This window comes from Pseudarthrobacter sp. ATCC 49987 (assembly GCF_009928425.1).
In the GTDB taxonomy this organism is placed as follows: domain Bacteria; phylum Actinomycetota; class Actinomycetes; order Actinomycetales; family Micrococcaceae; genus Arthrobacter.
On the sequence record NZ_JAABNS010000001.1, the window covers coordinates 2,823,442 to 2,848,565 of the forward strand.

The following is a 25,124-nucleotide window of genomic DNA, read 5'->3' on the forward strand; positions in this document are numbered from 1 at the left end:
CGGCCAACTCAGCCTTGCATACCGAGGCGCCCAGGAATGACGCGCGTGCTCTAGACCTCATGACGGCACACAGGGCTGTGTTCTCGGATCCCGCGAGAGTCAGCAGGGTGACCGACGGCCGCGGTATCAACCTCCCGCGAGCAAACTGGTCCTCGGGGCCGTTTACGAAACGCAACGCGATCCCCCGACCACCCCCTACTGTTGATCCTGCACCTAACGAAACCGTTTACGTAAACCGTTTTCCGAAACCGATTACGTAACCAACGCAACGGACAACGAAGACACCTCAGGGAGGAGGAACAGTGGTCACCATCCGCGATGTCGCCAAGCACGCCGGCGTCTCCCCGGCCACCGTCTCCCGGGTTGTCAACGGCCTCGTCGGCTACTCCGACGAGACCCGGGAACGGGTCGAGACTGCGGTCAAGAGCCTCAGCTACGAAACGGACTACCTCGCCCGCGGCCTGAAAACCCGGCAGACGTCCGTGATCGGGCTCCTCGCCCCCATGGTCTCCGACGCCCTGGCCTCCCAGGTCATGCAGGGCGTGGAGGAGGAAGCCCAGGAACGCGGCTACGCCGTGATGCTTGGCCGCACCGGCGCCAAGTCCGCGTACATCGCCGGCTACCTGCGGACCCTGCGCACCTACCGGGCCGCCGGCGTCATCCTCATCTCCGCGGTGATCACGCCGGAGACCAGGCAGCTGCTGGGGCCCCACGTCCCCATCATCTCCGTCGCCATCAGCGACAAGTCCGGCTCCCCCAGCGTGGCCATCGACGACGACCAGGCAGCCTACGACGCGACCCGTCACCTGCTGCGGCTAGGTCACAGGCGCATCGGCCTGCTGACCGGCGATCCGGCGTCAATCTACGTCGCACAGCCCCGCCAGCGCGGCTACGCCCGCGCCATGACCGAGGCGAACTGCAACCCGGTCACCGCCACGGGCAGCTTCTTCTACGAAAGCGGCGCTCAAGGCGTCGACCAGCTCCTGCAGCAGGATCCCGGACTCACCGCGATCTTCGCGATGAGCGACGAGATGGGCGCCGCCGTCGTCAATGAACTGCAGCGCCGGGGCCTCCGGGTGCCGGAAGACGTCTCCGTCCTGGGCTTCGACAACACCTCCACCTCCCTGCACGTGAACCCGCCGCTGAGCACCATGGCCCAGCCGCTCGAGGACATGGGACGGATGGCCGTGAAAAAGCTGCTCCGCTCCCGCGACCTGGGGCCGAAGATCATGCCGCACCGGCTGATCGAGCGCGGCTCCACCGCGCCGCCGCATCAAACGGCGCCAGATCCGCCCGGCAGCCAAGCACCTTCCAGCTAGCCCCAACAGACCACACCCACCACCGGCGGCAGCCGGCACTCCCCCGTGCCACAAACCAGGCAGCCGCCGCAGTTCCGCATGCACCAAACCACTTGCACCACCACACATAACAAGGAGCACTACATGAGGCAGCGCCGCCGCACCTGGCAGACTCTTCTCGCCACCACCGCAACCCTGACCGTCGCCGCCGTCGCCCTCACCGGCTGCGGCGGGGCCGCCACGGAAGTGAAGAGCACCCCGAAGGCCGCCGCCGCGTCCTTCGAGGGCAAGGGCCCCATCAACTACGTCTCCAACCGCGACGCCTCCGGTGCCGCGAACAAGAGCATTGACGAGTGGAACGCCGCCCACCCGGAAGAGAAGGTCACGTTCATCGAACTGCCCGACTCCGCGGACCAGCAGCGCCAGCAGCTCATCCAGAACGCCCAGATCAAGTCGGACACCTTCAGCGTGCTGAACCTGGACGTCGTCTGGACCTCCGAATTCGCCGCCAACAAGTGGATCCTGCCGCTGCCGGCCGACGCCGTCCCCACCGACAAGATGATCCCGGCCACGGTCAACGCCGCGACCTACCGGGACTCCCTGGTCGGCGCCCCGTACTACACCGACGGCGCCCTGTTCTACTTCCGCTCCGACCTGCTGAAGGCCGCCGGCATCGCCGCCGCGCCCAAGACCTGGGACGAAATGAAGACCGCCTGCAAGGCGATCCTGGCCCTCCCCGAAGCCGCCGGCATGTCCTGCTACGCCGGACAGTTCGACAAGAACGAGGCCCTCACGGTCAACTTCTCCGAAGCCGTGGCCTCCGCCGGCGGCCACATCGTCGACGCCGACGGCAAGCCCACCGTCAACACCGCCGAGGCCAAGAAGGGCCTGAACCTGCTGGTAGACGGCTTCAAGGACGGAATGTTCCCGTCCGACGCCATCACCTACCTTGAAGAACAGGGCCGCCGCGCCTTCCAGGACGGCAAAGTGGTCTTCCTGCGCAACTGGCCCTTCGTCTACGCGTCCCTGAGCGCCACCGACGGCTCCAGCAAGGTCAACGGCAAGTTCGACATCACCTCCATCCCGGGCACCGACGGCCCCGGCGTCTCCACCCTGGGCGGCCGCAGCCTGGCGATCTCCCCGTTCACCCCGAACAAGGCCACCGCGCTGGAATTCGTCAAGTTCTTCACCAGCCAGGAGCAGGCGCAGAAGCGCCTCGCCCTGTCCTCCCGCGCCCCGGTCTACGGCGCCCTCTTCGAGGACCCCGCCGTCGTCGCCAAGCGCCCGTTCTTCCCCACGCTGCTGACGTCGCTGAACAACGCCCAGCCCCGCCCCAAGGTGGTCCAGTACGGCGCCACCACCAAGGCCATCCAGGAAGAGGCCTACGCGGCCATCACCGGCAAGAAGGACACGGACACGGCCCTGAACGACATGCAGGCCAAGCTCGCCGAGCTGTCCAAGTAGTTCAGCAGTAATCGAGTAACTCAGTAATTCCCCAGCAGTTCAGACCACCCGCCTGGCCGGCCGGTTCATCCCGGCCGGCCAGGCACGCTGCAACTCCAGTTAGGTACCCAGCATGACGACGACGACGACCGTCCCGCCCGCCGGCGCGCAGACCGGCACGCCCCAAGCACCCCGGCCCCGCAAACGCGCCCGGCGCACCGCCGGCGAAGGCCGCATGGCCGCGATGCTGCTCTCCCCCACCATCCTGGTGCTGGCCCTAGTGATCGTGTACCCGCTGCTCTCGGCGCTGCACCAGTCTCTCTACCGCGCCGAATCCGGCCTGGACGCGGACGGCTTCGTCACCGATGTGGATGCCTTCGTGGGCCTGGCCAACTACGCCGACCTGTTCGTCGGCGAATCCGGCCGGCGCTTCCTGAACGCCTTCGCCAACACCACGTTCTTCACCGTCACCACGGTCTTCTTCGAAACCGTCCTGGGCCTCTGCCTGGCCCTGGCCATGAACCGCGCCTTCCGCGGCCGGTCCTTCCTACGCGCCAGCATCCTGGTCCCGTGGGCCGTCCCCACCGCCGTCTCCGGCCTGCTGTGGCGCTGGATCTTCCAGTCCGACGGCATCGCCAACACCCTCATCGGCAGCGAAATCCTCTGGACCGCCGAGGGTGACGCGTCCAAGCTCGCCGTGATCGTCGCCGAAGTCTGGAAGACCGCCCCGTTCATCGGCCTGCTGGTCCTCGCCGGCATGCAGGTCATCCCCGGCGAAGTCTACGAAGCTGCCAAGATCGACGGCGCCGGCTGGTGGCGCCAGCTCGGCTCCATCACTCTCCCACTGGTCAAACCCACCCTGCTGGTGGCCGTGCTCTTCCGCATGCTCGACGCCCTGCGCATGTTCGACCTGCCCTTCGTGCTGATCGGCCCCGGCAAGGAATCCGTGGAAACCCTCTCCATGCTCGCCTGGGACGAATCCAACCAGCTCCGCTACGGCTCCGCCTCCGCGTTCGCCGTCATGCTCTTCCTGTACGTCGCCGTCGTCGCAATCGTGTTTGTGAAGGTGCTCGGCGCCGACGTCACCGGCGCCAAGGAACTGAAGCTGCTCTCGAAGAAAAACGCGAAGAAGTCCCGCACCCAGGCCAACTCCGAACAGAAGAAGGCCGAGGCCACCCGATGACCATCTCCGACCTCCGCAACGCTGCAGCCGACGCCGGCGCCGTCGCCCCCGACGCACGCACCGCCGTCGTACCCAAAAAACCGAAAGCGCAGCGCACCTGGCGCTCCTACAGTGTCTACGCCGGCCTGGCGCTGATCTTCGCCTACTGCCTGGCCCCGTTCTACTGGATGCTGGTCTCCAGCCTGCGCCGCACCGCGGACATCTTCGACAACACCCTGCTGCCGGCCCCGTTCTCGCTGGAGAACTACACCAAGGTCTTCGACGGCTCCACGATGTTCGGCCAGGCGCTGCTGAACTCCCTGATCGTCGCCGGCACCACCACGGCGTTCGCGCTGGTCCTGGGCATCTTCGCCGCCTACGCCATCTCCCGGCTGAACTTCCGCTTCAAATCGGTGATCCTCGGCGTCATCATCGCCACCTCGATGTTCCCCGGCATCTCCGTGGTGGTCCCGCTGCTGCGGCTCTTCACGGACATCGGCTGGATCAACACCTACCAGGCGATGATCGTGCCCAACCTGTCCTTCGCGATCCCGCTGGCGGTCTGGAACCTCACCACGTTCATGAAGGCCCTGCCGTTCGACCTCGAGGAAGCCGCCATGATCGACGGCTGCACCAAGTGGCAGGCGTTCCGCAAGGTCCTGCTCCCGCTGGCCGCGCCGGGCGTCTTCACCACCGCGATCCTGACGTTCATCCACAGCTGGAACGAGTTCATCATCGCCCTGTCCATGGTCAACGACCCGCGGATCCAGACCGCCACGGTCGCGATCTCCAAGTTCACCGGCGCCACCGAATTCCAGGCGCCGTTCGGCGAGCAGATGGCCGCCGGCGTGATCGTCACCGTACCGTTGGTCATTATGGTGCTGATCTTCCAGCGGCGGATCGTCGAAGGCCTCACCGCGGGCGCCAGCAAATGAGCCCTGTTGAATCGACGGCCCAGGCGCCCTCCGCTGAGTGGTGGCAGTCCGCCGTCATCTACCAGGTCTATCCGCGCTCGTTCGCCGACGGCGACGGCGACGGCGTGGGCGACCTCGCCGGTCTGACCTCCCGGCTACCGTACATCGCCTCGCTCGGCGTCGACGGCATCTGGATGACTCCGTTCCAGCCCTCCCCGCAGGTGGACCAGGGCTACGACGTGTCCGACTACTGCGGCGTGGACCCGCTGTTCGGCACCATGGAACAGTTCGATACTTTGCTGGAACTGGCGCACTCGCTGGGCCTGCGGATCCTGCTCGACGTCGTCCCCAACCACTGCTCCTCGGAGCACCCGCTGTTCCAGGCTGCGCTGGCGGCCGGTCCGGGCTCGCCGGAGCGGGACATGTTCCACTTTGTCCCGGGGCCAAAGGACATGTCCGACGGCGCCGGCAGTAACGTCGCCAGCGACGTCGCGCCGAACAACTGGCAGAGCGTCTTCGGCGGCCGCGCCTGGAGCCGCGCCACCGCCGGCTCCGGGACGGACACCGACTGGTACCTGCACCTGTTCTCCCCCGAGCAGCCGGACTGGAACTGGCGGAACCCCGCCGTCGGCGACTACTTCGACGGCGTGCTGCGCTTCTGGTTCGACAAGGGCGTGGACGGCCTCCGGATCGACGTCGCCCATGCCCTGTTCAAGGCCGACGGCTTGCCGGACTCGCCCTCCGAGGGCGGCGTGGTGGACGGGCTGCGGTCCAACCCGCAGGTCTCGGACCAAGAGGAAGTCCACGAGGTCTACCGCCGCTGGCGCACCCTGGCCGAGAAGTATGAGCCGCACCGCCTGCTGGTGGGCGAGGTCAACCTCGAACCGGCCCGCGCCGCCCGCTACACCCGGGCCGATGAGATGCAGCAGGCGTTCGCCTTCGCGTTCGTGAAGCTCGGCTGGGACCCGGAGGCCTGGGCCGCCGTCGGGAACGAACTCGAGGCCGCCCGCCGGCTCCACGGCGCCACCCCCACCTGGGCGCTGGAAAACCACGACATCGTCCGCTCCGTCACCCGCTTCGGCGGCGGCGAGGTGGGCGCACTGCGTGCCCGCGCCGCGCTGGTTGCCCTGCTGGGGCTGCCCGGCCCGGCGTACCTCTACCAGGGCCAGGAACTCGGGCTGCCCGAGGTCATCGTCCCGTCCGAGGCCCGGGTGGATCCCATGTGGGCCCGCGGCGGCGTCTGCCGCGACGGCGCCCGCGTCCCGCTGGCCTGGACCGAGGACGCGGCGCTGAACCACGGCTTCTCGCTCACCGAGAGCGCAGCGGCACCGTGGCTCCCGCTGCCCGCGGACTGGGGCAGGCACGCGATCGAACTCCAGCGGCAGGACCCGGGGTCCCAGCTGGCGCTGGCCATCAGAGCGCTGGAGATGCGCCGGCTGCTCTGGAAAAACGAAGTCTTCGGCCCGGACGACGGCGGCACCTGGCGCGTCGAAGCTGGCAACCTACTGATCTGCGAACGCAGTGATGACTTCTTCGTCGCTGTCGCGATGGGCACCCAACCGGTGCCGCTACCCGCGGGAACCGTACTGCTTAGCGCTGCGCCGCTGGCCGAGGACGGCTGGCTGCAGCCGAACAACGCCGCGTGGGTGCTGCGAGACCAAGCCCAGTCCGTTCGGGGCCGCCCGCGTTCCAGACACACCCCCGTTGCGCTATCACTTGAAGCTGCTATCAGCGGCTGAGAACGACCACAGGTGATAGCGCAAACGGGATCACGTTCCGTCACCAAACAACCTCTTGCCAACATGGAGGTACCCCGACGATCCTGCCTGCTTCATGCCCAACTCGCCGGATACTCGAACGAAAGAACAACGAGTGGGCACCCGTGATTGAGTGCGCTCAGAGCGCGACTAGTGCGGAGTCACTCGCTGGAGCGCACGAGTACTAATTCCCCAGGCACAAGTGAGGACCAATGTCGGATTCGGATACAGATGAGCAGGCTGGCGTGTCCACCCGGATCAGCGTCTTCAACCTCGACCCGGTCGAGCAGTCGAAGCTGTGGTTGCAGGTCGGGCCGACCGAGGCGAGGCGGATACTTGTCGGGGTCTTGCGCGCCGCGCTGCTCTTCGGCGGCACGGTCGTCGTCGACCGCAATCAGCTCCTTGAGGGGATATTCTTCATTGCCATGCCTCCGGAGCGCTTGGCCTGGCACCTCGGATTAGAGCCGGGAGCGCCGCTTCCGATCGAAGTGCAACTGCTGCCGGCGCCATCCAGCCCGTCGACAGTATCGGGACCATGGGAACTCGCCGACGGACAGAAACGCTGGGGCGTCGACGACGATCTAGTGACGGCAATAGAGGCGAATCACGCGGCGATCCGTGACGACCTCCACCGGGTATCGTCTCCGCTCATCGCCCTGACCGGCGGAGCCTACGAACGTGCCTCGGATGCAAGCCAGAGGTCCCATTCGTCCTCCGGTGCAAAGTTCGATGAGGCGTGGCGCGTTTCGGACCCGGTCGTGGTGCCACAGGCTCTCTGGGCCGAGCGGGACATTGGAGTGGCGAAAAAAGTGCGGGAGAGCGGCCGGAGCGCCTGGGTCGAGGCAATGCGGGACGGGCGCGTCCAGGTCCGCAGCAGCGCCAGCCTGGGACCGAATCCGCTTGGACCCGAGCTCGATTCCGAGCTTCCCCCGAACGATGATCAGCTCCCGGAGGTGGATGAACTCGTTGCCGCGCTGATGAATCTCGAGTATGCGAACGATGCTGACCGGCGCAAGACCGCTCCCTGCCTGGTGGTGCACTCGGGCGGTGCCGAGCCATGTCAGAGAGCCCATGTGACGACTCGGTCCCTTGTGACTCGGTGGCTTGACGGCGAGCACGTGGAACTATTGAACCCGTCGCAACTGCCGGACTCCCTGCAGCATGACGAGTTGGCGGTGCACCGCAGCTCTGCACTCGGCTGGTGGACACTTGCCTACAACCGTGCCATCTGCAATCGGGACGACCTGAGGTTGCTCACTATCTTTAACGCGCTGCCGTCGCCCTCGGGCATCCGTGGCGACGATGCCGAGGCTGCCGAGCTCGCCTGGGGACTCCGGCGGCCTAAGGAGAGAATCAGCGCCCGGATGCGCGCGCGCCTTCGACGCCGGTCGCGGTCCTCGGTCGCGAGCACTCTGCCTATCGCTGGCGATGTTGTCACGCGCCTCGCGGCATTCACGCCCGCCGAGTACTCACGGCTTCAGGCGTTCGATGCTGTTGGCTCGCGCGAGTTGTTGCGTAACCCGGGGCGGCGGTCGCTCTTCGACCTCGTCGTCGCTATCGACGAGATCGCCGGTGACACGACGTCACGATCCCGGCGGATGCGGTCGACGATGCTGCGTGCCGCCGTCGTCACCATCGGTGGGCTCGCGGTGGTGCTTTACGACAACGGGGTCATCGCCCTTACCGGCCCAGTGTGGGCGATCATCGCATTCGTTGCCGCTGCTCTCCTCGCGGCACCCTGGTCGGATCTTGGCAGCCTTCGCCGCATGAGCGGCTCTCAGTTGCAGTCCCCCCTTCGGTTCAAGGCATGACGGCGGCCCGCCGCTGGCGCGACGTCTGGACGGCACCCGGAGAACGGCTCTTCGTGCAGGCGCGCGACGAGGAAGGTTGGACTCGTCACAGGATCCTGTCGAATTCCGAAGGTGACGGGGCCGTTGCCGTCGTCGTCGACGGATCACGGGTCTTGTTCATTGACGCGGAACGCCCTGCAATCGGGAGGAATCTGTGGGAACTGCCGCGCGGACAGGCCGACGCCGCGGACGGATCCCCGGAGGCGACGGCTGCACGGGAACTTCTCGAAGAGACCGGTCTGATCTCGGTTGAGTCCCGCCTGCTCGGCCAGATCTGGGCGGAGAGCGGCCTGAGCGGGGATGCGGTGAACGTCGTGCAAGTCCGCGTCGATCCTCTTGCCAGGCGGGCCGTTGCGGAATATTCGGCGCTGCGGTGGATTGATATGCACCGGATCAGTCAGGAGATAGCCGACGACCAGATCCGTGACGGCATCAGCATTGCCGCCCTCGCGCTCGCGTGGGCGAAAGGCCAGCTCAATACTGCATCACCCGCCTAGAGCGTCGAGCCAAGTGCCCTAAATACCTCGACGCGCGGGCCAGCTGACAGACGGACCTAGGCGTGTGCCGATGCAACAAGGACCAAGATGCGCCACAGCTGCAGCGCGCACCAAGCCGCGCGCCGGCGCTCTCTCCGATGGCACGAAAAAGGAGGCCGATGACGACACCCAGTGTCGCCGTCGGCCTCCTTTTAATGCCCGGCGGTGGTGCTGCCCCCGCATGGGGCTGGACCCTAGGCCGCCGTTGGAAGCGTTACGTAGCTGCCCTCGATGGCGCCGGCGGCAACAACGGGAGTGCCGTCTACTGTGACATAGCTGCCACGGGTGACGGGGGGCAGGTTTCGAGCGCCAGCGACGGTGACATAGCTGCCCTCGACGCCGACGGGGACGCTGCCGGCGGGGAGAGTCACGTAGCTGCCGCCGCGCACTGCGGTGTCAGCGACGGTGGTAGCGGTAGCGGCCTTGAGGGTGGCTTCGGTGGTGGATGAGGAGGTTGCGGGGCGTTCGGTCAGCAAAGTCATGGGTTCTCCGTGGGGTTTCGCGATGAGGGGCGTACAGGTTCTTGTGCCGCTCAAGCAGGAGGGCGGTTGCGCGTTGTGTCGCTTGCCCCGCTGGCCCGGGTGTCTTCACCGGTGCGGTACTCAAGGGCTACGTCGGCCTGCACCTAACTTTACAGGCTTATCGTGAGTTACTCACAATAAGGTGGGAAGGCTCACGTTCATGCAAGGCGGCTGACCAGAGCGGGGTAGGGGAAGTTCAGTGCAAACTGCCTCGAGAATGGTCTTGCGGAGGCAACGGCAGGTCCCAATGATCCGGGGCAGTTCTCCCACGGCACCCAGGCAAAACTGCAGGCCGGGAACCTCGTGGTCCCCGGCTATGCCCCCACCTTCGACGGACGGGCGGTGGCCATCATGTGTACTTCACCGCTTCCCTCGATCCGGCCAGGCGGGGCGCTGAATTAAGCGCGGGCGAGGGACTAGGGGCATTTAACCACGGACGTTAGTGACAGTCGGCGTCGTGGGGTGACATGAAGAAGACCTCCGAGTGGAGTGGGGCTTGTCTAGAGTCCAGTTCCACAAACGGAGGTCTTCTTCATGTCCTAGCCTCATGCTTTTCTCGCTCCCCGGGAACGACGGATCATCGCGCTAAGGGTCAGCCGCCGCTGGGGCCGGCCAGAATCGGCTACCTGCTGGTTATCCATCCCTCCACGGTGAACAAGGTCCTCTCCCGGTACCGGCTGGCACGGCTATCCCCAAGCTCCCGAGCGGAGCTGGTTCGGATTCTGCCGAACGGCGGAATCAGCGGCTGGCGCCGAGCGCCGCCCACGCCTCGTTCTTGCGTTCAGCAAGTTCTTTGCGCGCCAAGAGGGCCTCTTCCTGGCTGACCGCTTCAAACCGGGTGGCCGTGCCGGGAGCCGCGCGGGCCACCAGGTCCATGTCGGCGCTGATCACGGTGCCCACCATGGCGTACCCGCCGCCGGAGACGGCATCACGATGCAGGATGATCGGCTGCGTACCGCCAGGAATCTGGATCGAGCCTACCGCGTACCCGGCATCCACAATGTTGGACGGGTCCGACCCCGCGCCGAAGGGCTGCACCCGCTCCTTCCATTTCACGCCTGGGCCCGAATACCGCAAACCCATCCGGTCTGCCACCGGGGTCACCTTCCATTCGCCGTTGAGAAGGTTGTCCAGTCCGTCCTCGGTGAGGCGGTGGTCATACAGGCCCAGGACGATCCGGACGGTCTGTTCCTTGGTGTACGCGGGACGGAACTCGTCCGCAACCGTATCGCCGGCGGGGAGCTGACCGCCGTTGAGCGGACTGCCGACCGGGACCAGGTCGCCGGCCTCGAGTTTCCGGCCCTGGAATCCGCCGATCGCGCCCAGGCTGTAGGTGGAGCGGCTGCCGAGCACCTCGGGCACGTCGATGCCGCCCTGGACGGCGATGTAGTACCGCGTACCGCCCTGGATGACGCCGAAGCTGAGTTCATCGCCGGCTTTGAGCAGTAGCCGGGTCCACTGGGGCCGGGACTCGCCGTTGACCTTCACGTCCACGGGCGCTCCGGTGACGGCAATGACGGCATCCCGGCCAGTGGTCAGTGCCGGACCGAGGTAAGTGCACTCGAGGACGGCCTCCTTGGGGGTGTTACCTACCAGCGCGTTGCCGAGATCTGCCGAGTATTGGTCCATTGACCCGCTCTGCGGGATGCCCACGTTGTAGTGGCCGGTCCGACCCTGGTCCTGGACCGTGGTGGCAAGGCCCGGGGTCTTGATCTCAAATGCCATTGAGTGCCTCCATGAGTTCCTGGTTGTAGCCTGCCGGGTCGGCCAGCGCCTTGGAGAGCTCGAAGGTCGCCGGCGCCTGCCGGTACCGGAACGTTCCCTCGGAGATCTGCGTCTGGATCTCGTTGTACTCGGCCTCCGTGACCGGCCTGAACTTCACGATGTCACCCGGGCGGAAAAGCACCATGAAGTCCTTGAAATCGTCCAGGGCCTGGGCCGGATCGAAGATCGGCGCGGCAGCGACACCGAACATCTGGTAACCGCCTGCGCCGCGGACTGAGTAGATGCAGGCGAAGCATCCGCCGTGGCCCACCGTCAGTTTGGGGGTGTCGGTGCGGGGGCTGAGATACTTCGGGACCTCCAGTTGCTTGTCCTGGTCCACCAGTTGGAAGAGGAACGGCAGCCCGGCCACGAATCCGACCATCGAAACCAGCCACGGCTGCTCGTGGTGGCGCTGGATGAATTCGGCGGCGTCCTTGAGGTTGTTGACCTTCGCCGCGTAGTCAATGTCCGTGCCGCCGGGCTCCTGATGGAACCCTTCACGGAAACGCTCCGCCACCTCAGCGGTGAAGGGATCGTCGTACCAGACGGGGACCTCGATGATCCGGGTTTCGAGCGCCTGCTCCTCTTCGTTCCCCAGGTCCCGTTCGATGTCCCGGACGGTTTCTTCCAGGGTCGAGGGCGCCAGGACGTCCGGATCGAACCTCACCAGCAGCGAGGCGTTGGCGGGGCAGATGTCCACGATGCCGGGAAGGTCCGCGGCGGACAGCTTGCTTGCCAGGGTCATGACTTTGAAGTTGGCGGCGAGGCTCATGGATTCCGAGACTTCAACGAACAGGAATTCGTCGCCGCCCCAGGTGTAGCGGGCCTGCTGCGCAGCAGCAGTGCTTGGGCTGGTCATTGTGCCTCCGTTAGGTCCGCCGCAGTTTCAATGAATTTCGAGTGGTGGGTCACGGCCGCAAATTCGGGCCGTGCCAGCAGCATCTTGTGTACTGGAATGGTGGTCTTGACTCCTTCGATGCGCGTCCCCTCCAAGGCAGCCAACATGGCGGCGGTAGCCGCCTCACGGTCGGCGGCGTGGACGATCAGTTTGGCGAGCATGGAGTCGTAGTACGGGCTCACCACGGATCCTGCTTCAACGCCGGTGTCTACCCGGATGCCCTCGCCCGAGGGCCATTCCATGGTCTGGATGCGGCCGGGGCTGGGGAAGAAATTGTTGTCCGGGTCTTCGGCGTTGATGCGGCATTCGATGGCGTGGCCGCTGAAGCGCACGTCATCCTGCCGGACCGACATGGATCCCGTGGACGCGATGAGCAACTGCTCCCGCACCAGGTCGATACCGGTGATCTGCTCGGTGATGGGGTGCTCAACCTGGATGCGCGTGTTCATTTCAATGAACGCGGCTTCGTGGTTGATCGGGTCATAGAGGAACTCGACCGTTCCGGCTCCGCTGTAGCCGCATTCCCGGGCGAGTTCCACCGAGGAGTCCCGGATCCTCTGGCGGACGGCGTCGGGAAGATCCGGAGCCGGTGCTTCCTCGATGACCTTCTGCGAGCGTCGCTGCATGGAGCAGTCACGGTCTCCGAGGTGGATGAAGTTGGTGCCGTCGCCGAGGATCTGCACCTCCACGTGGCGGGCATGCTGGACGAAGCGTTCCAGGTAAACCGTGGGGTCGCCGAAGACGGACCCCGCCTCACCGCGCGCCAGCTCGATCGTTTCCAGCAGTTCGTCTTCGCTCTGTACGAAACGGATGCCGCGGCCACCGCCGCCGGCGGAGGCCTTGACCACGAGCGGATACCCGATTCCGCGGGCGACTTCAACGGCGTCAGCCTCGGGGTCCAGGGGGCCGTCCGAGCCCTTGAGCACAGGGACGCCGGACTTCCGGGCGGATTCCCTGGCCAGGGACTTATTGCCCATCATCTCGATGGCTGCCGCGTCGGGGCCCACCCAGATCAAGCCCGCGTCCACGACCTTGCGGGCGAACGCCGAGTTCTCGGAGAGGAAACCATAGCCCGGGTGGACCGCATCACAGCCGTGGTCCAGCGCGGCAGCGATAACGGCGTCATGGTTCAGATAGCTGGCCGTGGCAGGAGCCGGGCCGATAACCGCCACGTGGTCAACCGAACGCGCCGCCAAGGAATCGGCATCGGGTTCGCTTGCCACCAGGACGGTCTCGATGCCCATGTCCCGGGCGGTGCGGGCGATTCTTACCGCAATCTCGCCGCGGTTGGCGATCAGAAGTTTCTTCACGGCTATCCCTCGCGGATGACGATGATCGCATCGCCGGGGTTAACCATGTCGCCTTCGTTGACCTCAAAGGACTCAAGGACTCCGGCCACATCAGCCTGGATTTCGGTGAATTGCTTCATGATTTCGACGATGCCCAAGGTCTGGCCGATCTCGATGGTGTCGCCTTCATTGGCGAAGGGCGGTTTGCCCGGTCCGGGCTTGCGGTAGAAGATTCCGGGGAGCGGGGAGACGATGGTTGCCACGTGATTTTTCGCTTTCAGTTGGTCGGATAAGTCAGAGTGAACCGAGGACCGCACGTACGGCGGACGCCACGGCGGGTGAGTTGGGCGCGTCGGAATGGACGCAGATGCTCTGGAAAGAGATGTCCAATTCGGTGCCGTCAACGGCGAGGACCGGCTTCCCGGCTATGGCCCGGCTGACGCGCTCGGCGGCGGCAGCGGGATCCGTGGGCGCCGGACGGCGCTGGATCAAGAGCTCGCCCCCGGGGCCATAGTTGAGGTCCACATAGAGTTCGCCCACGAATTCCACACCCATCGCCCGGCACACGGATTCGTGCGCGGTGCCAGCCAGACCGTAGAAAGGCACGCCGAACTGTTTGGCAGTTCCGGCGGCCGCCTGCATCAGTTCCTCGTCGCCCGCCAACATTCCGTAGAGGGCGCCGTGGGGTTTGATGTGGTTGAGTTCGAGCCCGTGTTTTCCGAGAAACGCGGTGAGCGCCCCTGTCTGGTACAGAATGATCGACTCGACCTCTTCAGGGCTGAGCGCCATGCGGCGGCGTCCGAATCCCACCACGTCCGGAAGGCCCGGGTGGGCACCGACGGCCACGCCATGCTCCGCCGCGAGGGCCACGGTGCGGTTCATGACGTCCGGATCGCCGGCGTGAAAGCCGCACGCAACGTTGGCGACATCGATGATGCGCATAAGGTCTTCGTCGTTGCCGAACTCGTGGAGGCCCAAGCCTTCACCCATGTCGGAGTTCAAGAGCACACGGCCTGAAGTGCCGGGGGTCACAGATTTTTGCATGTGGGCAACGCTACCCAACCGGGACGACAGCCGGTATTGTGCAAAGCGCTGAAACCACATGACCGAATTATGAAGACTGCACTATTACGCGGGGGGATCTCGCGATTTGGAGGCTTACTTGCGCATTTCTGACCTGGTGGACGACCCCGATCTGAAAATCCGCTTGCGCGTGAGGGGAGGCGAGGGCCGGCTGGAGCGGCCCATCACTTGGTGTGCTCCGACGGAACATATGGATCCCACGCCCTTTCTCGGCGTCAACGCCCTTGTGTTGACCAACGGCATGGGCCTCAATGTCAAGGACTTCAGGATCTGGGATGCCTACGTCGAACGGCTGATGTCGATACCTGTTGCGGGCCTGGCGTTCGGCTTGGGCGCCGCACACCGTGAGCTCCCCGTCGGCTTGATCCAAGCCTGCGAAGCCCATGGCCTGCCACTGCTGGAACTGCCGCCGGACGTGCCCTTCCTGCTGGTGATGAGGCACGTCGATCTGATCATCGGCTCCGAGCGGTATGCGGAACTGCGCGCGGGCTGGGAACTGGCCGACGAATGCACCCGGCTGGCGGCCGACGGCCATTCCCTCGCCGAGGTTCTGGAGCGTGTGGCCCATGCCATCAAGGCACGGGTGGCAGTCATCGACCACAATTCGTTCGAGCTCCTCTCCGCTGGAGCGGCGGGCGGCGGGACAGCCCGGAGCACGCTCCGGCTCCCCAGCGGGGACTCCCACCGCTTCCAGCTGATCATCGAGGGCATCAATAGCAGCGTGGTGCTGCAGCCCATCCTGGGGCCGGTGGCCGCCGTCATCGCCATGCAGCTGAGCTACACTCTCGGGTCACGATCACCGCTGCATTCACGGGAGGCCGCGCGCTTTATCGAAGCACTGTACGAGGGCGGAGGGGCGCCCTCCGCGCCGCTTCGACGCTACGCCCTTGAGGCCGGTTTTGAGCCCGACGGCGAATGGGGTGCGGTCCTCATCGGCGGCGCGGAACACGAGGCCCCGGCGAAGCTCCGAGCTGTCGCATGGCGTGCGCGCGTGGGGCTTCAGGCCAGCTTCGGCACGGTGCGCTTCATGGAGGAAACGGCGCTCACCACCTTGCTTGTGCAGCACCGCGCCGGCGTGGTTGAACTGCTTGACGCCGTTCAACAGTTTTTCACCGACGCCCCGGAACTTTCCGTCATTGTTTCGGAATCCGGAAGCCTCAGCGAGCTGTCCCTGTCTCTGCAGTTGGCCCGCCGCCAGGTAGGAAAGCCCGGCGTTCGCCGCGCTCCGCTGGCCGACCTTGCCGGCGTCGTGCGGGGGCTGCCGAGTCCGGGGCTGGTCGCGATGTCCCAGCGACTCTTGGCGCCGCTGGCCACGGACGGCAGCGGACCGCTGCGCGAGACCCTCGATGCCTACCTGCGCCACAGCGGAAGCTCGCGGGAGATTTGCGATGAGCTCTTCATCCACCGGAACACGCTCAGCTACCGTCTACGGAAAATCGAAGAGCTCCTGCAACTCGATCTATCCGACGGCGAGGTCCGCGCCACCTGCCTGCTGGCCCTGGGTATCGTGGCGGCGCTTCAGTAAGGCGGATATGACGTAGTGGGTAGCCGCTCGCCTCTGCGCCAAGAGCTTCGACGGCCCACCAGGGCGGCCGCCCTTCTGTTCCCTTGTGCAGGCAGCACAGTTAAACGCCATAACAGTGGGCAAACGGCTACTGGGATCTGCACCGAAGCCTACGTATGGTTTCCCTCATGCTGAGCGAAAATGTGAAAGAAATCATAAGCAGAGTCGAAATCAACTGCGATATGGGAGAGGGCTACAGCCTCTACAAATGCGGCGACGACGAAGGCATCATGCCGTACATCGACCTCGCAAACGTGGCATGCGGGTTTCATGCGTCCGACCCCTCGGTAATGTACTCCACGGTTGCGTTGGCGAAGAAGCATGATGTGAAAGTGGGCGCGCACCCTTCGTTCCCCGACCGGCAAGGATTCGGACGGCGGGTCATGGCCATGGAGCCTGAGGAAATTACCGCGGCTGTGCTGTACCAGGTGGGTGCCCTTACGTCGTTCCTCCGCCAAGCGAAAATGGACCTTCACCACATAAAGGCTCACGGCGCCCTGTATATACTTGCCAGTCGCGACCGTACGGTGGCCTCCGCAATCGCAGCCGCGGCCGATGTCTACGGCGTGCCGCTGATGGGAATGGCAAACACTGTCCACGAGGAGGTCTGGGGACCTCGCTCGAGCGGGTTCCTCGCGGAGTACTACACCGATCTCGACTACAACCCGGACGGGTCCCTGATCCTCACCCGTGATCACATCGCTTACGATCCCCAACTCGCGGCAGAGCGCTCGATCCGCGTTCTTACCGACGGCGTGGCGAGTGCTGTCGACGGCTCCGACATCCCAATGCGTGCCGATTGCATCTGCATCCACTCAGACACACCCGGCGCGGTCGAGTTGGCCCGGTCAGTCAGCCATGCGGTGAAATCCCACCTCAGCGCGGCGTAACGCTAGCGGGCCGGACAGGCCACTGACCGAACACCTGAAATCCCTCAACGAAGCGAGCTGTCACCATGCCACTTGTCCGTATCGATATGTTTCCAGGCCGGACCCTCGACCAGAAGCGCGAAATAACCGAAGTGCTCACGAAGGAACTTTGCCGCATCGCCAAATGCCGACCTGAGACGATCACCGTGATGTTCAACGAAGTGGCTCGAGATGACTGGGGCCGCGCTGGAAAGCTGTTCATCGACGAATACCCTTACGACACTCCAGACTCTGGACCGGGAAACTGACAACCGTTAGGCGGCTTGGACCCAACGGCGCGGCTCCGTGGACGATCATGGCCGTTCTTGGGCGCTGCTTTCCCTTACGCAGAGCGCCGGCTTTAACGCCACGGCTTCAACGCGTTCACCATGGAGCACACGTTGAAATAGCTGAACAGCAGTCCGGCCGATGTCGAGCATCGGCGAGCGCACGGAGGACAGCGGGATCGGCAGTTCCGCGGCCAGGGAGGTGTCGTTGAATCCCACCACCGCCACGTCCCGGCCCACAGTCAGGCCATGGGACCGCAGTGCTCCCATCGCACCGATGGCGGCGAAGTCGTTCACCGCGAAAAGGGCGGTGGGCTGGCAGTTCATCAGAATCTTTTCGGCTGCTTCACGGCCTCCGGCCGTGTCGAAACGGGACCAGACCACGTTGCTGTCGGCGATGTCGCCGCCCAGGGACCTCCAGCGAGCCACGAACCCGGCCGTTCGATCAATAGCCGTGCTGGCGTAAGGCTCGCCGGCGATCACGGATACCTTCCGGTGGCCCTTCTCCCACAGGTGGTCCGCGACGAGCTCGCCACCGAGGACGTCGTCACACGTCGCCGAGGGGTACCCCGCCGCCCGGCGGTTCATCAAGACAAAGGGAACTTTCCGGGCCGTCAACTCCTGCAACAGACTGCTGCCCAAGTGCACATCGCCAATGATCAACCCATCCACCCGCCGGGCCAGCATGATGTCGATTTTCCGACGCTGTTCCCCTGGGTCATCAAGGGAGTTCATCACGAAAGTGGAGACACCGAGCTCAGCTGCCGACTCTTCAATACCCTCGTACATGGTGGCAAGTACCAGGTCCGACAGCCGGGGAACTATCACGCCGAGAAGCCGGGTCCGCCTTGTCCGGAGCCCCATGGCCTGCGGGTCCGGGGAGTAGCCGCGTTTTCGCGCCAGCTCGCGCACGCGCTCGGCGGTGGCGGCAGAAGCCGCTCCCTTGGCTATCTCCGAGCTGGAATGCAGGACCCTCGAGACGGTCGAGGGATGAATTCCAAGCTCGACCGCCAGATCCTTCAGCGTGACTGCCTGGCCGCCGTCGCCATTGTCCCTCATTCGCTCCCCGCCATGTCTACGTCGCGCACGTTTCCCGGCTTCCAGAAATGTCCAGGAAAACCCTTGACGTGCTCCCTCTCACATTTTACAGTTACGAAGCGGTACCCAATCGATTGGGTAACGCGGCGTCCCGCCCCTCTGAGTTCAATTTGTTTACACTCCCGAAACTCGCGGGCGCAACCACCGAAACATCCCACGGATACTTTTTAGCCCATCAACCCAATCGATTGGGTAAACCTGTCAGACGGCAGGTGCACGACAAAACGGAGCAGAAATGAGCGTCAGAGATTTGCCACCAGCCCACGTGGTGCTGCTGGCCACCGGAGGCACCATTTCGTCACGTGCCGTGGCACCGGGGGCGGGCGCCGTGGCCTCAGACACCGGAGAGCAGGTATTTGCCAGCCTGGGCTCGGCAACCTCCTACCCGGTGCGGGTGGTCGACGTCTTTCAGAAGGGTTCCTACCTGCTGGCCGTCGATGACATGATCACGATCTGCGGAATGATCAAGGAAGCGCTGCAGGACCCCCAGGTACTGGGGGTTGTCGTCACGCACGGCACCGACACCATGGAGGAGACTGCCTACCTCGCTGAGCTCGTTCACGATGATGAGCGGCCCGTGGTGTTCACGGGGGCACAGCAAGCAGCCGATTCGGCGTCCCCCGACGGCCCGGGGAACTTGGCCCGCGCGATCGCTCTCGCTGGTTCTCCCGAGGCCCGGGGCAGGGGCGTGCTGATTGCCTTCGCCGGCACGGTCTTCCCGGCTAGCGGTGTTCGCAAGAGCCACACCACCAGACTGGAGGCTTTCGCCAACCCGGACTTCGGAGTCGCCGGGCGGGTCTCCGATACCGGCGAGGTTCGTTTGACGGAGGCCCCGCCCCGACTTGCGCCGCTGCCGTTCACCGGATTCGAATCCGGTTCACCGCGGGTGGACGTCATCCCTTCCTACCCTGGGGCGGATGCCACCCTTCTGCGGGCCGCTCTGCAGGCCGGCGCGGCGGGAATTGTGCTGCAAGGGACGGGAGCGGGCAACGCCAATGCGGAGCTCTGCGCCGAGGTCGCAGCCGCGACCGCGGCGGGCGTCATCGTCGTGACGAGCACCCGCGTCGACGCTGGAGCAGTGCTGCCCGTTTATGGTGCCGGCGGGGGCCAGGACCTGAGGGCGGCCGGCGCCATACCTTCAGGGCTGCTCAGACCCTCCCAGTCGCTCATTTTGCTCAGCCTCCTGCTCCGACTCCGCACCCCGAGGGACCGGATTGCACAAGTTTTCGCCGGAAGGGCCAGACTTCCCGACCGTTCCGGCGAATAGCGCACAACACACCAACTACAAACACAGTGAAAGGTAACTACTCAATGGCTAAGGACATACAAGTAGCGTTCGGCGTCGACGTGGACGCTGTCGCCGGAATGCTCGGCTCGTACGGGGGCGAAGATTCCCCGTGCGATATCTCCCGCGGACTTTTCAGCGGAGAAGTCGGAGGTCCCAGGCTCATCCGGCTGTTCGAGAAATACGGACTCCCGGCGACCTGGTTCGTACCCGGTCATTCAATTGAAACCTTCCCCGAACTGACCCAGATGATCGTGGACGCCGGACACGAAATCGGCGTTCACGGGTACTCGCACGAAAACCCCATCGCCATGACCCGGGAACAGGAAACGGCCATCCTTGACCGCTCGATCGAACTGATCGAAAAGGTCTCCGGCCGTCGCCCCACGGGCTACGTTGCGCCGTGGTGGGAGTTCTCCCCGGTCACGAACGAGATCCTCCTCGAACGCGGAATCAAATACGACCACTCCCTGATGCACCGCGATTTCGAGCCCTACTACGTCCGGGTCGGCGACAGCTGGAAAAAGATCGACTACACCAAGGACGCCGAAACCTGGATGGAGCCGCTGGTCCGCGGCGAGGAAACCGACCTGGTTGAGATTCCGGCGAACTGGTACCTCGATGACCTGCCTCCGATGATGTTCATCAAGGCCGCCCCCAACTCTCACGGCTTCGTCAACCCCCGTGACATCGAGCAGATGTGGCGTGACCAGTTCGACTGGGTCTACCGGGAAATGGACGAGGCAGTGTTCACCATGACCATCCACCCTGATGTCTCGGGGCGCCCGCAGGTACTGCTCATGCTTGAGCGCCTCATCGAACACATCAACTCCCACGAAGGCGTCCGCTGGCAGACCTTTGACCAGATTGCCGACACTTTCCTCGACCGGAACCCACGTAAAGGAAGCAACTCATGAGCACGCCCACCACGCAGATCGACCTCACGCCGCCCCAGTCGAACGAGAAGCGCAAGCTGCCCCCGTTCTCCAAGAAAAACACCACCATCGCTTCGACCATCGCACTGCTGGCCTGGACGGTAGCTGTCTTTGACTACGGCCTCTTCGGCACGCTGCTGCCGGCGATGCAGGAGGACTTCGGCTGGACAGAAACCGAAGCCTACGCCATCAACACTTGGATTGCCGTCGGTACTGCCATCGTCTGCTTCGGCATCGGACCTGTCATCGACCGGCTCGGACGGCGGAAGGGCATGATGGTCACCGTGGGAGGCACCGCCGCCGTCTCCGGGATCACGGCGCTGATTCCCACTGGCATTCCGTTCCTCAGCAACGGGCTGATGGTCCTGGTCCGTTCCTTCGGCGGCCTCGGTTTCTCCGAGCAGGCCGTCAACGCGACCTACATGAACGAGGTCTACCAGGTCACCGAGGACGAAAAGAAGCGCAAGCGGCCCGGCTTCTACTACTCCTTCATCCAGGGCGGCTGGCCGCTGGGATTCCTGCTGGCCAGCGCGCTGGCCCTCGCGTTCCTTCCCTCCCTCGGCTGGCGTGCCTTGTACCTCATGGCAACCATCCCGGCATTCATCATCGTCTGGGTCATCTCGAAAAAACTGAAAGAAACACCCCAGTTCGAACTCCACCACAAGCTCACCGAACTTGAAAAGCAGGGTAACACCGAGCAAGCCCACGCTCTCGCGAAATCCTACGGCGTGGAGCACTCCTCAACGGCCCCGCTGAAGCGCATCTGGGAGCCCCACCTGCGCAGGAACACCATTGTTTTCTCCCTCGCCTGGATCTTGAACTTCTTCGGCATCACCATCTTCAGCGTGCTGGGCAGCTCGGTGCTCAAAAACGCCAAGGGCGTGGAGCTCTCCGACGCCTTCTGGATGCTCATCGTCATCAACCTGCTCGCTTACTTCGGTTACGTCTTCCACGGCTGGCTCGGCGACAAGGTGGGGCGCAAGAAGACCATCATCGCTGGCTGGATCATCTCCGGCATCGCCTTCGCCGTCATGCTCAGCCCCATCGCCACCAGCCCCTTCATGATCATCCTGACCTACGGCACCGGCTTGTTCTTCCTGGTCGGTCCCTACGCTGCGATCCAGTACTTCATGGCCGAGTGCTACCCGGTGAGCTGCCGGGCCACGGGCACCGCCTTCATCGGCGCCATGAGCCAGCCCGGCACCATCATCGGCGGCGCCATCTTCACCGCCATCGCCGCCGGGTCCGGCACCGGGCCCGCAGCCCTCTGGGTCGGCGCGCTGGGTACGCTGATTTCCGGATTGCTCATGTTCGCGGCCAAGCCGCCGGTCGAAGCCCTGCTGGAGGACCACCCCCATGACGTCTGAAAATAGGGTGGCGGTGATCACGGGAGCAGCCAGCGGCATCGGACGCGCCCTGGCGGTCCACTACGCCCGGCAAGGTGTGCGTTCCATCATCGGGACCTTCCCCGGGGATCCGCACGACCCCGAGGAAACACTTCGCCTGGTGAAAGAGGCCAAGGGTGAAGCTGTCATCCAGGAGGTGGACGTCCGGTCCAGCGAATCGGTCGAAGTCTTTGCCCAGCGGGCCGTCGACGAGTACGGCCGGCTTGACTACGCCATCGCCAACGCAGGGATCCTCCGCAACTCGCCGCTCGGTGAGATGACGGACGACCGCTGGAACGACATGCTCAACGTCGACCTCACCGGAGTCCTGCGCACCCTGCGTTCCGGTGCCGCCAGGATGACAGAAGGCGGCTCCATGGTCGCCGTCTCCTCCATCGCCGGCGGCGTCTACGGCTGGGAGGAACATTCCCACTACGCGGCTGCCAAGGCCGGATTGCTCGGCCTGATCCGCAGCGTGGCTGTGGAACTCGGGCCCCGCCGGATCCGCGCCAACGCCGTAATCCCTGGGCTTATTGAGACCCCGCAGTCCCTGGACCCCGTCAACTCCCTGGGCCCGGACGGGCTCCGGCGGGCCGGGGACGACATCCCGTGGGGCCGGGTGGGGAAGCCGGAGGAAGTCGCCAGTGTCATCGGCTTCCTGACTTCGGATGACTCCCGGTATGTGACCGGGCAGTCCCTGATCGTCGACGGTGGCCTCACCGTCAAGATGCGCGCCTAGGAGCAGGACAATATGAACACGTCAGCATTGAGTTATCCGGAAGGAGCGGGACGTGCGGTGGTCGTCACCGGCGGTGCCAGCGGAATCGGCGCGGCGATCGCCGCCGCTTTCACGGACAACGGGGACCGCGTGGTGGTCATGGACCGGTTCAGCGGCAACGGGACCATCGGCGTCGACGTAGCCGACGAAGCCAGCGTGCGGGCCGCCTTCGTGGAAGCCCGGGAACGCCTCGGATCGATCGACGTCCTTGTCAATAGCGCGGGCCTGCTCACCGAGTCGCCGCTGGAAAGCATGTCCTTGGACAAGTGGAACGAAACGATCGCGGTGGACCTGACCGGGGTGTTCCTTTGCTGCCGTGAGGTGGTCGGCGGGATGCGCCAGCAAAAGTGGGGGCGCATCATCAACATCGCCTCCCAGCTCGCGATCAAGGGCGGGGTGGGGCTGAGCCACTACAGTGCCGCGAAAGCCGGGGTGGTGGGCTTGTCCAAGGCGCTGGCGCTGGAAATGGCTGCGGACAATGTCCTGGTCAATTGCATCGCACCGGGCCCGATCGACACTCCCCTGGTTGACGGCATTTCCGAAAGCTGGAAGGCCGCCAAGCGCGCGGAACTTCCGCTGGGCCGTTTCGGCACGGCGGCAGAGGTGGCGCCCGCGGCGCTGCTTCTCGCCAGCGACCCCGGAGGGAACCTCTTCGTCGGGCAAACCCTTGGGCCTAACTCCGGCGACGTGATGCCGTAGGAAGGGGATCGCATGTGCGGAGCGTGCGGAAGCGCGGTCGTGCCGGATCCCGTTTTGGGGGCGGTGCGGACCCTCCGGCAACATCTGATCGTCGCGCAGACGGTCAACACCGTGTGCGGCGGATTACCCGGAGCCCCCAAGGTGAAGGCACTCTCCGATGGTTGGCTGCTGTCCGGACCGTCGGGGGCGTCACTGCTGTGCCGTACCGTCGAAGAGCTGTGGACGGCTGTGATCCGGGGCTTCGTTGCCGGGCCACAGCTGGATGCCCTCATCGAACACCAGCAGGCCTTTGCCGCCGGCTCTGACGGCGCGGGGCTGCCCGCCCGCGCCGTCAGCGTCGGGCGGGCGCTCGCGGCGGCGGCACAGGCGGTCGGCAGCCAGCGAGACGACGCGCCAGAAATATCCCCCGGCCAGGTGGCGTTGGCACCCACGGGAGCAGGTCCCAATGCGGACCGGTTCCCTCCATTTAGACAAACTTGAAGGAGCAATACATGCCCGATTTCACCCCGCTCTGGTCAGCTGTTCAGATCGGTTCCACCACACTGGCCAATCGAGTCGCTTTGGCGCCCATGACGCGAGTCAGTGCAAGCGAGGACGGACATGCCACGGAGAGAATGGCCTCCTACTACGAGAGGTTTGCCCGGGGAGGCTTCGGTCTGCTGATCACCGAGGGCATCTATCCGGACACCAGCTACAGCCAGGGCTACCTGTTCCAGCCGGGCATCGCCACCAAGGAACAGGCACAGTCCTGGGTCAAGGTGGTCGAGCGCGTCCATGCCGCCGACGCGCGGATATTCGCCCAGCTCATGCACGCCGGAGCCCAAGCCCAGGGCAACCGATTCGTGGACTCCTCGGTCGGTCCGTCGGCGATCGCCCCCAAGGGTGAGCAGCTGGCTTTCTACCGTGGAGAAGGGCCCTTCCCGGTTCCTACGGAAATCACCGCTGCCCAAATGGACGAGGTCCGGCAGGGGTTCGTCACCGCGGCGCTCCACGCCAAGGACGCGGGCTTCGACGGCGTCGAGATTCACGGCGCCAACGGCTACCTCCTCGACCAGTTCCTCACCGACTACCTGAACAAGAGGACCGACAACTATGGCGGCTCCCCCGAAAACAGGGTGCGTTTCGCCGCGGAGATTTGCCAGGCGGTCCGCGAGGCCGTCGGCCCGGACATGACCGTGGGGATCCGTATCTCCCAGGGCAAGGTCAGCGACAACGACCACCGGTGGAGCGGAGGCGCGGAGGAAGCAAAGGTCATCTTTGCCGCCCTCGGGGCCACCGGCATCGACTTCATCCACACCACCGAATACAGGGCCGCCGCTCCGGCGTTCGAGGACGGCCCGGAGTCCCTGGCAACTCTGGCCAAACGGCACTCCGGAGTAACCGTCATCGCCAACGGCAACCTCGACGACCCGGAAACGGCCGTGTCCCTGCTTCAGGACGGCGCCGCCGACGTCGTCGCGCTCGGCAAGGCCGCTCTGGCCACCCGGGACTGGCCGCACCGCGTCCGGAACAACCAGGCCTTCGACGAGCTCGACGGCAGTGTGTTCGCTCCGGTCGCGGACGTCAAGGACTGGGAGCTGGAACTGCCCGCATAAGGGTGCAATTCCATTGGGCAGGCCAGGCGGACATCGCCTGGCCTGCCCTGTTGTTGGCCCCAAGCCGAAGCGGGC

General features: G+C 65.0%; 23 protein-coding genes and 2 pseudogenes. 18 read left to right on the plus strand and 7 right to left on the minus strand.

Translation table 11 applies throughout. The features are described 5' to 3' along the window. Positions 1-302: 302 nt before the first annotated feature. The 7 genes from GXK59_RS13065 (at position 303) to GXK59_RS13095 (ending at position 8,921) form a co-directional block, all read left to right on the plus strand. Complete coding sequence (locus GXK59_RS13065; RefSeq protein ID WP_160667368.1) at positions 303-1,319, plus strand: LacI family DNA-binding transcriptional regulator; 1,017 nt, start codon at positions 303-305, stop codon at positions 1,317-1,319. Positions 1,320-1,442: 123 nt separating this feature from the next. Beyond that, positions 1,443-2,762 (plus strand): ABC transporter substrate-binding protein, encoded by a 1,320-nt coding sequence (locus tag GXK59_RS13070; protein WP_160667370.1) that lies wholly within the window; start codon positions 1,443-1,445, stop codon positions 2,760-2,762. A gap of 112 nt (positions 2,763-2,874) precedes the next feature. Further along, positions 2,875-3,924 (plus strand): carbohydrate ABC transporter permease, encoded by a 1,050-nt coding sequence (locus tag GXK59_RS13075; protein WP_237393884.1) that lies wholly within the window; start codon positions 2,875-2,877, stop codon positions 3,922-3,924. Further along, complete coding sequence (locus GXK59_RS13080; RefSeq protein ID WP_237393885.1) at positions 3,921-4,838, plus strand: carbohydrate ABC transporter permease; 918 nt, start codon at positions 3,921-3,923, stop codon at positions 4,836-4,838. Before GXK59_RS13075 ends, GXK59_RS13080 begins: the two co-directional genes overlap by 4 nt. Beyond that, entirely contained in the window at positions 4,835-6,556 is a 1,722-nt protein-coding gene (locus GXK59_RS13085) for an alpha-amylase family glycosyl hydrolase (protein WP_160667371.1), read from the plus strand. The genes GXK59_RS13080 and GXK59_RS13085 overlap by 4 nt, the downstream gene beginning before the upstream one ends. Positions 6,557-6,786: 230 nt before the next feature. After that, a complete protein-coding gene (locus GXK59_RS13090; RefSeq protein WP_160667373.1) occupies positions 6,787-8,385 on the plus strand; it encodes a hypothetical protein in 1,599 nt (532 codons plus the stop codon). After that, positions 8,382-8,921 (plus strand): NUDIX hydrolase, encoded by a 540-nt coding sequence (locus tag GXK59_RS13095; RefSeq protein ID WP_160667375.1) that lies wholly within the window; start codon positions 8,382-8,384, stop codon positions 8,919-8,921. The genes GXK59_RS13090 and GXK59_RS13095 overlap by 4 nt, the downstream gene beginning before the upstream one ends. A 233-nt stretch (positions 8,922-9,154) precedes the next feature. Here GXK59_RS13095 and GXK59_RS13100 read toward each other — a convergent pair whose 3' ends face one another. After that, positions 9,155-9,442, minus strand: a complete 288-nt coding sequence (locus GXK59_RS13100; RefSeq protein WP_160667377.1) for a hypothetical protein — start codon at positions 9,440-9,442, stop codon at positions 9,155-9,157. Between the two features lie 606 nt (positions 9,443-10,048). Here GXK59_RS13100 and GXK59_RS13105 point away from each other — a divergent pair. Next, positions 10,049-10,167: pseudogene (locus tag GXK59_RS13105) on the plus strand (IS481 family transposase); the annotation flags it as partial. Between the two features lie 52 nt (positions 10,168-10,219). Here the strand turns inward: GXK59_RS13105 and GXK59_RS13110 are convergent. Genes GXK59_RS13110 through pxpA (GXK59_RS13130) form a run of 5 tightly spaced genes read right to left on the minus strand, consistent with a single transcriptional unit; the run spans position 10,220 to position 14,476 of the window. After that, positions 10,220-11,206 (minus strand): biotin-dependent carboxyltransferase family protein, encoded by a 987-nt coding sequence (locus tag GXK59_RS13110; RefSeq protein WP_160667379.1) that lies wholly within the window; start codon positions 11,204-11,206, stop codon positions 10,220-10,222. After that, positions 11,196-12,104 carry a 5-oxoprolinase subunit B family protein gene (locus tag GXK59_RS13115; protein WP_160667381.1) on the minus strand — a complete coding sequence of 303 codons (909 nt, stop codon included), beginning with the start codon at positions 12,102-12,104 and terminating at the stop codon, positions 11,196-11,198. The genes GXK59_RS13110 and GXK59_RS13115 overlap by 11 nt, the downstream gene beginning before the upstream one ends. Beyond that, positions 12,101-13,453 carry an acetyl-CoA carboxylase biotin carboxylase subunit gene (locus tag GXK59_RS13120; protein ID WP_160667382.1) on the minus strand — a complete coding sequence of 451 codons (1,353 nt, stop codon included), beginning with the start codon at positions 13,451-13,453 and terminating at the stop codon, positions 12,101-12,103. The genes GXK59_RS13115 and GXK59_RS13120 overlap by 4 nt, the downstream gene beginning before the upstream one ends. Positions 13,454-13,455: 2 nt before the next feature. Beyond that, complete coding sequence (locus tag GXK59_RS13125) at positions 13,456-13,695, minus strand: acetyl-CoA carboxylase (protein WP_160667384.1); 240 nt, start codon at positions 13,693-13,695, stop codon at positions 13,456-13,458. A 31-nt stretch (positions 13,696-13,726) separates the two neighbouring features. Further along, complete coding sequence (pxpA, locus tag GXK59_RS13130) at positions 13,727-14,476, minus strand: 5-oxoprolinase subunit PxpA (RefSeq protein ID WP_160667386.1); 750 nt, start codon at positions 14,474-14,476, stop codon at positions 13,727-13,729. Positions 14,477-14,594: 118 nt separating this feature from the next. On the opposite strand from pxpA (GXK59_RS13130), the gene GXK59_RS13135 reads away from it, so the two are divergent. The 3 genes and pseudogenes from GXK59_RS13135 to GXK59_RS13145 form a co-directional block, all read left to right on the plus strand. Beyond that, complete coding sequence (locus GXK59_RS13135; RefSeq protein WP_160667388.1) at positions 14,595-16,040, plus strand: PucR family transcriptional regulator; 1,446 nt, start codon at positions 14,595-14,597, stop codon at positions 16,038-16,040. A gap of 167 nt (positions 16,041-16,207) precedes the next feature. Then, complete coding sequence (gene pxpA, locus GXK59_RS13140; RefSeq protein ID WP_160667390.1) at positions 16,208-16,969, plus strand: 5-oxoprolinase subunit PxpA; 762 nt, start codon at positions 16,208-16,210, stop codon at positions 16,967-16,969. 62 nt (positions 16,970-17,031) lie between these two features. After that, positions 17,032-17,256: pseudogene (locus GXK59_RS13145) on the plus strand (tautomerase family protein); the annotation flags it as partial. 45 nt (positions 17,257-17,301) lie between these two features. Here GXK59_RS13145 and GXK59_RS13150 read toward each other — a convergent pair. Beyond that, positions 17,302-18,333 carry a LacI family DNA-binding transcriptional regulator gene (locus GXK59_RS13150; RefSeq protein WP_160667393.1) on the minus strand — a complete coding sequence of 344 codons (1,032 nt, stop codon included), beginning with the start codon at positions 18,331-18,333 and terminating at the stop codon, positions 17,302-17,304. A 274-nt stretch (positions 18,334-18,607) separates the two neighbouring features. Here GXK59_RS13150 and GXK59_RS13155 point away from each other — a divergent pair, with 274 nt between their 5' ends. Genes GXK59_RS13155 through GXK59_RS13185 form a run of 7 tightly spaced genes read left to right on the plus strand, consistent with a single transcriptional unit; the run spans position 18,608 to position 25,049 of the window. Further along, a complete protein-coding gene (locus GXK59_RS13155; RefSeq protein WP_160667395.1) occupies positions 18,608-19,639 on the plus strand; it encodes an asparaginase in 1,032 nt (343 codons plus the stop codon). Between the two features lie 44 nt (positions 19,640-19,683). Beyond that, positions 19,684-20,574, plus strand: coding sequence for a polysaccharide deacetylase family protein (locus GXK59_RS13160; RefSeq protein ID WP_160667397.1), 891 nt, complete (start codon positions 19,684-19,686; stop codon positions 20,572-20,574). Continuing rightward, complete coding sequence (locus GXK59_RS13165; RefSeq protein ID WP_160667398.1) at positions 20,571-21,959, plus strand: MFS transporter; 1,389 nt, start codon at positions 20,571-20,573, stop codon at positions 21,957-21,959. Before GXK59_RS13160 ends, GXK59_RS13165 begins: the two co-directional genes overlap by 4 nt. Continuing rightward, positions 21,949-22,716: an SDR family NAD(P)-dependent oxidoreductase gene (locus GXK59_RS13170; RefSeq protein ID WP_160667400.1), complete on the plus strand. Its 768-nt coding sequence runs from the start codon at positions 21,949-21,951 to the stop codon at positions 22,714-22,716. Before GXK59_RS13165 ends, GXK59_RS13170 begins: the two co-directional genes overlap by 11 nt. A 12-nt stretch (positions 22,717-22,728) precedes the next feature. After that, positions 22,729-23,454 (plus strand): SDR family NAD(P)-dependent oxidoreductase, encoded by a 726-nt coding sequence (locus GXK59_RS13175; RefSeq protein WP_160667402.1) that lies wholly within the window; start codon positions 22,729-22,731, stop codon positions 23,452-23,454. 39 nt (positions 23,455-23,493) lie between these two features. Continuing rightward, positions 23,494-23,934 carry a hypothetical protein gene (locus tag GXK59_RS13180; protein WP_160667404.1) on the plus strand — a complete coding sequence of 147 codons (441 nt, stop codon included), beginning with the start codon at positions 23,494-23,496 and terminating at the stop codon, positions 23,932-23,934. Positions 23,935-23,945: 11 nt separating this feature from the next. Then, on the plus strand, positions 23,946-25,049 hold the full coding sequence (locus GXK59_RS13185; RefSeq protein WP_160667406.1) for an oxidoreductase: 1,104 nt from the start codon (positions 23,946-23,948) through the stop codon (positions 25,047-25,049). The last annotated feature ends 75 nt before the right edge of the window (positions 25,050-25,124 follow it).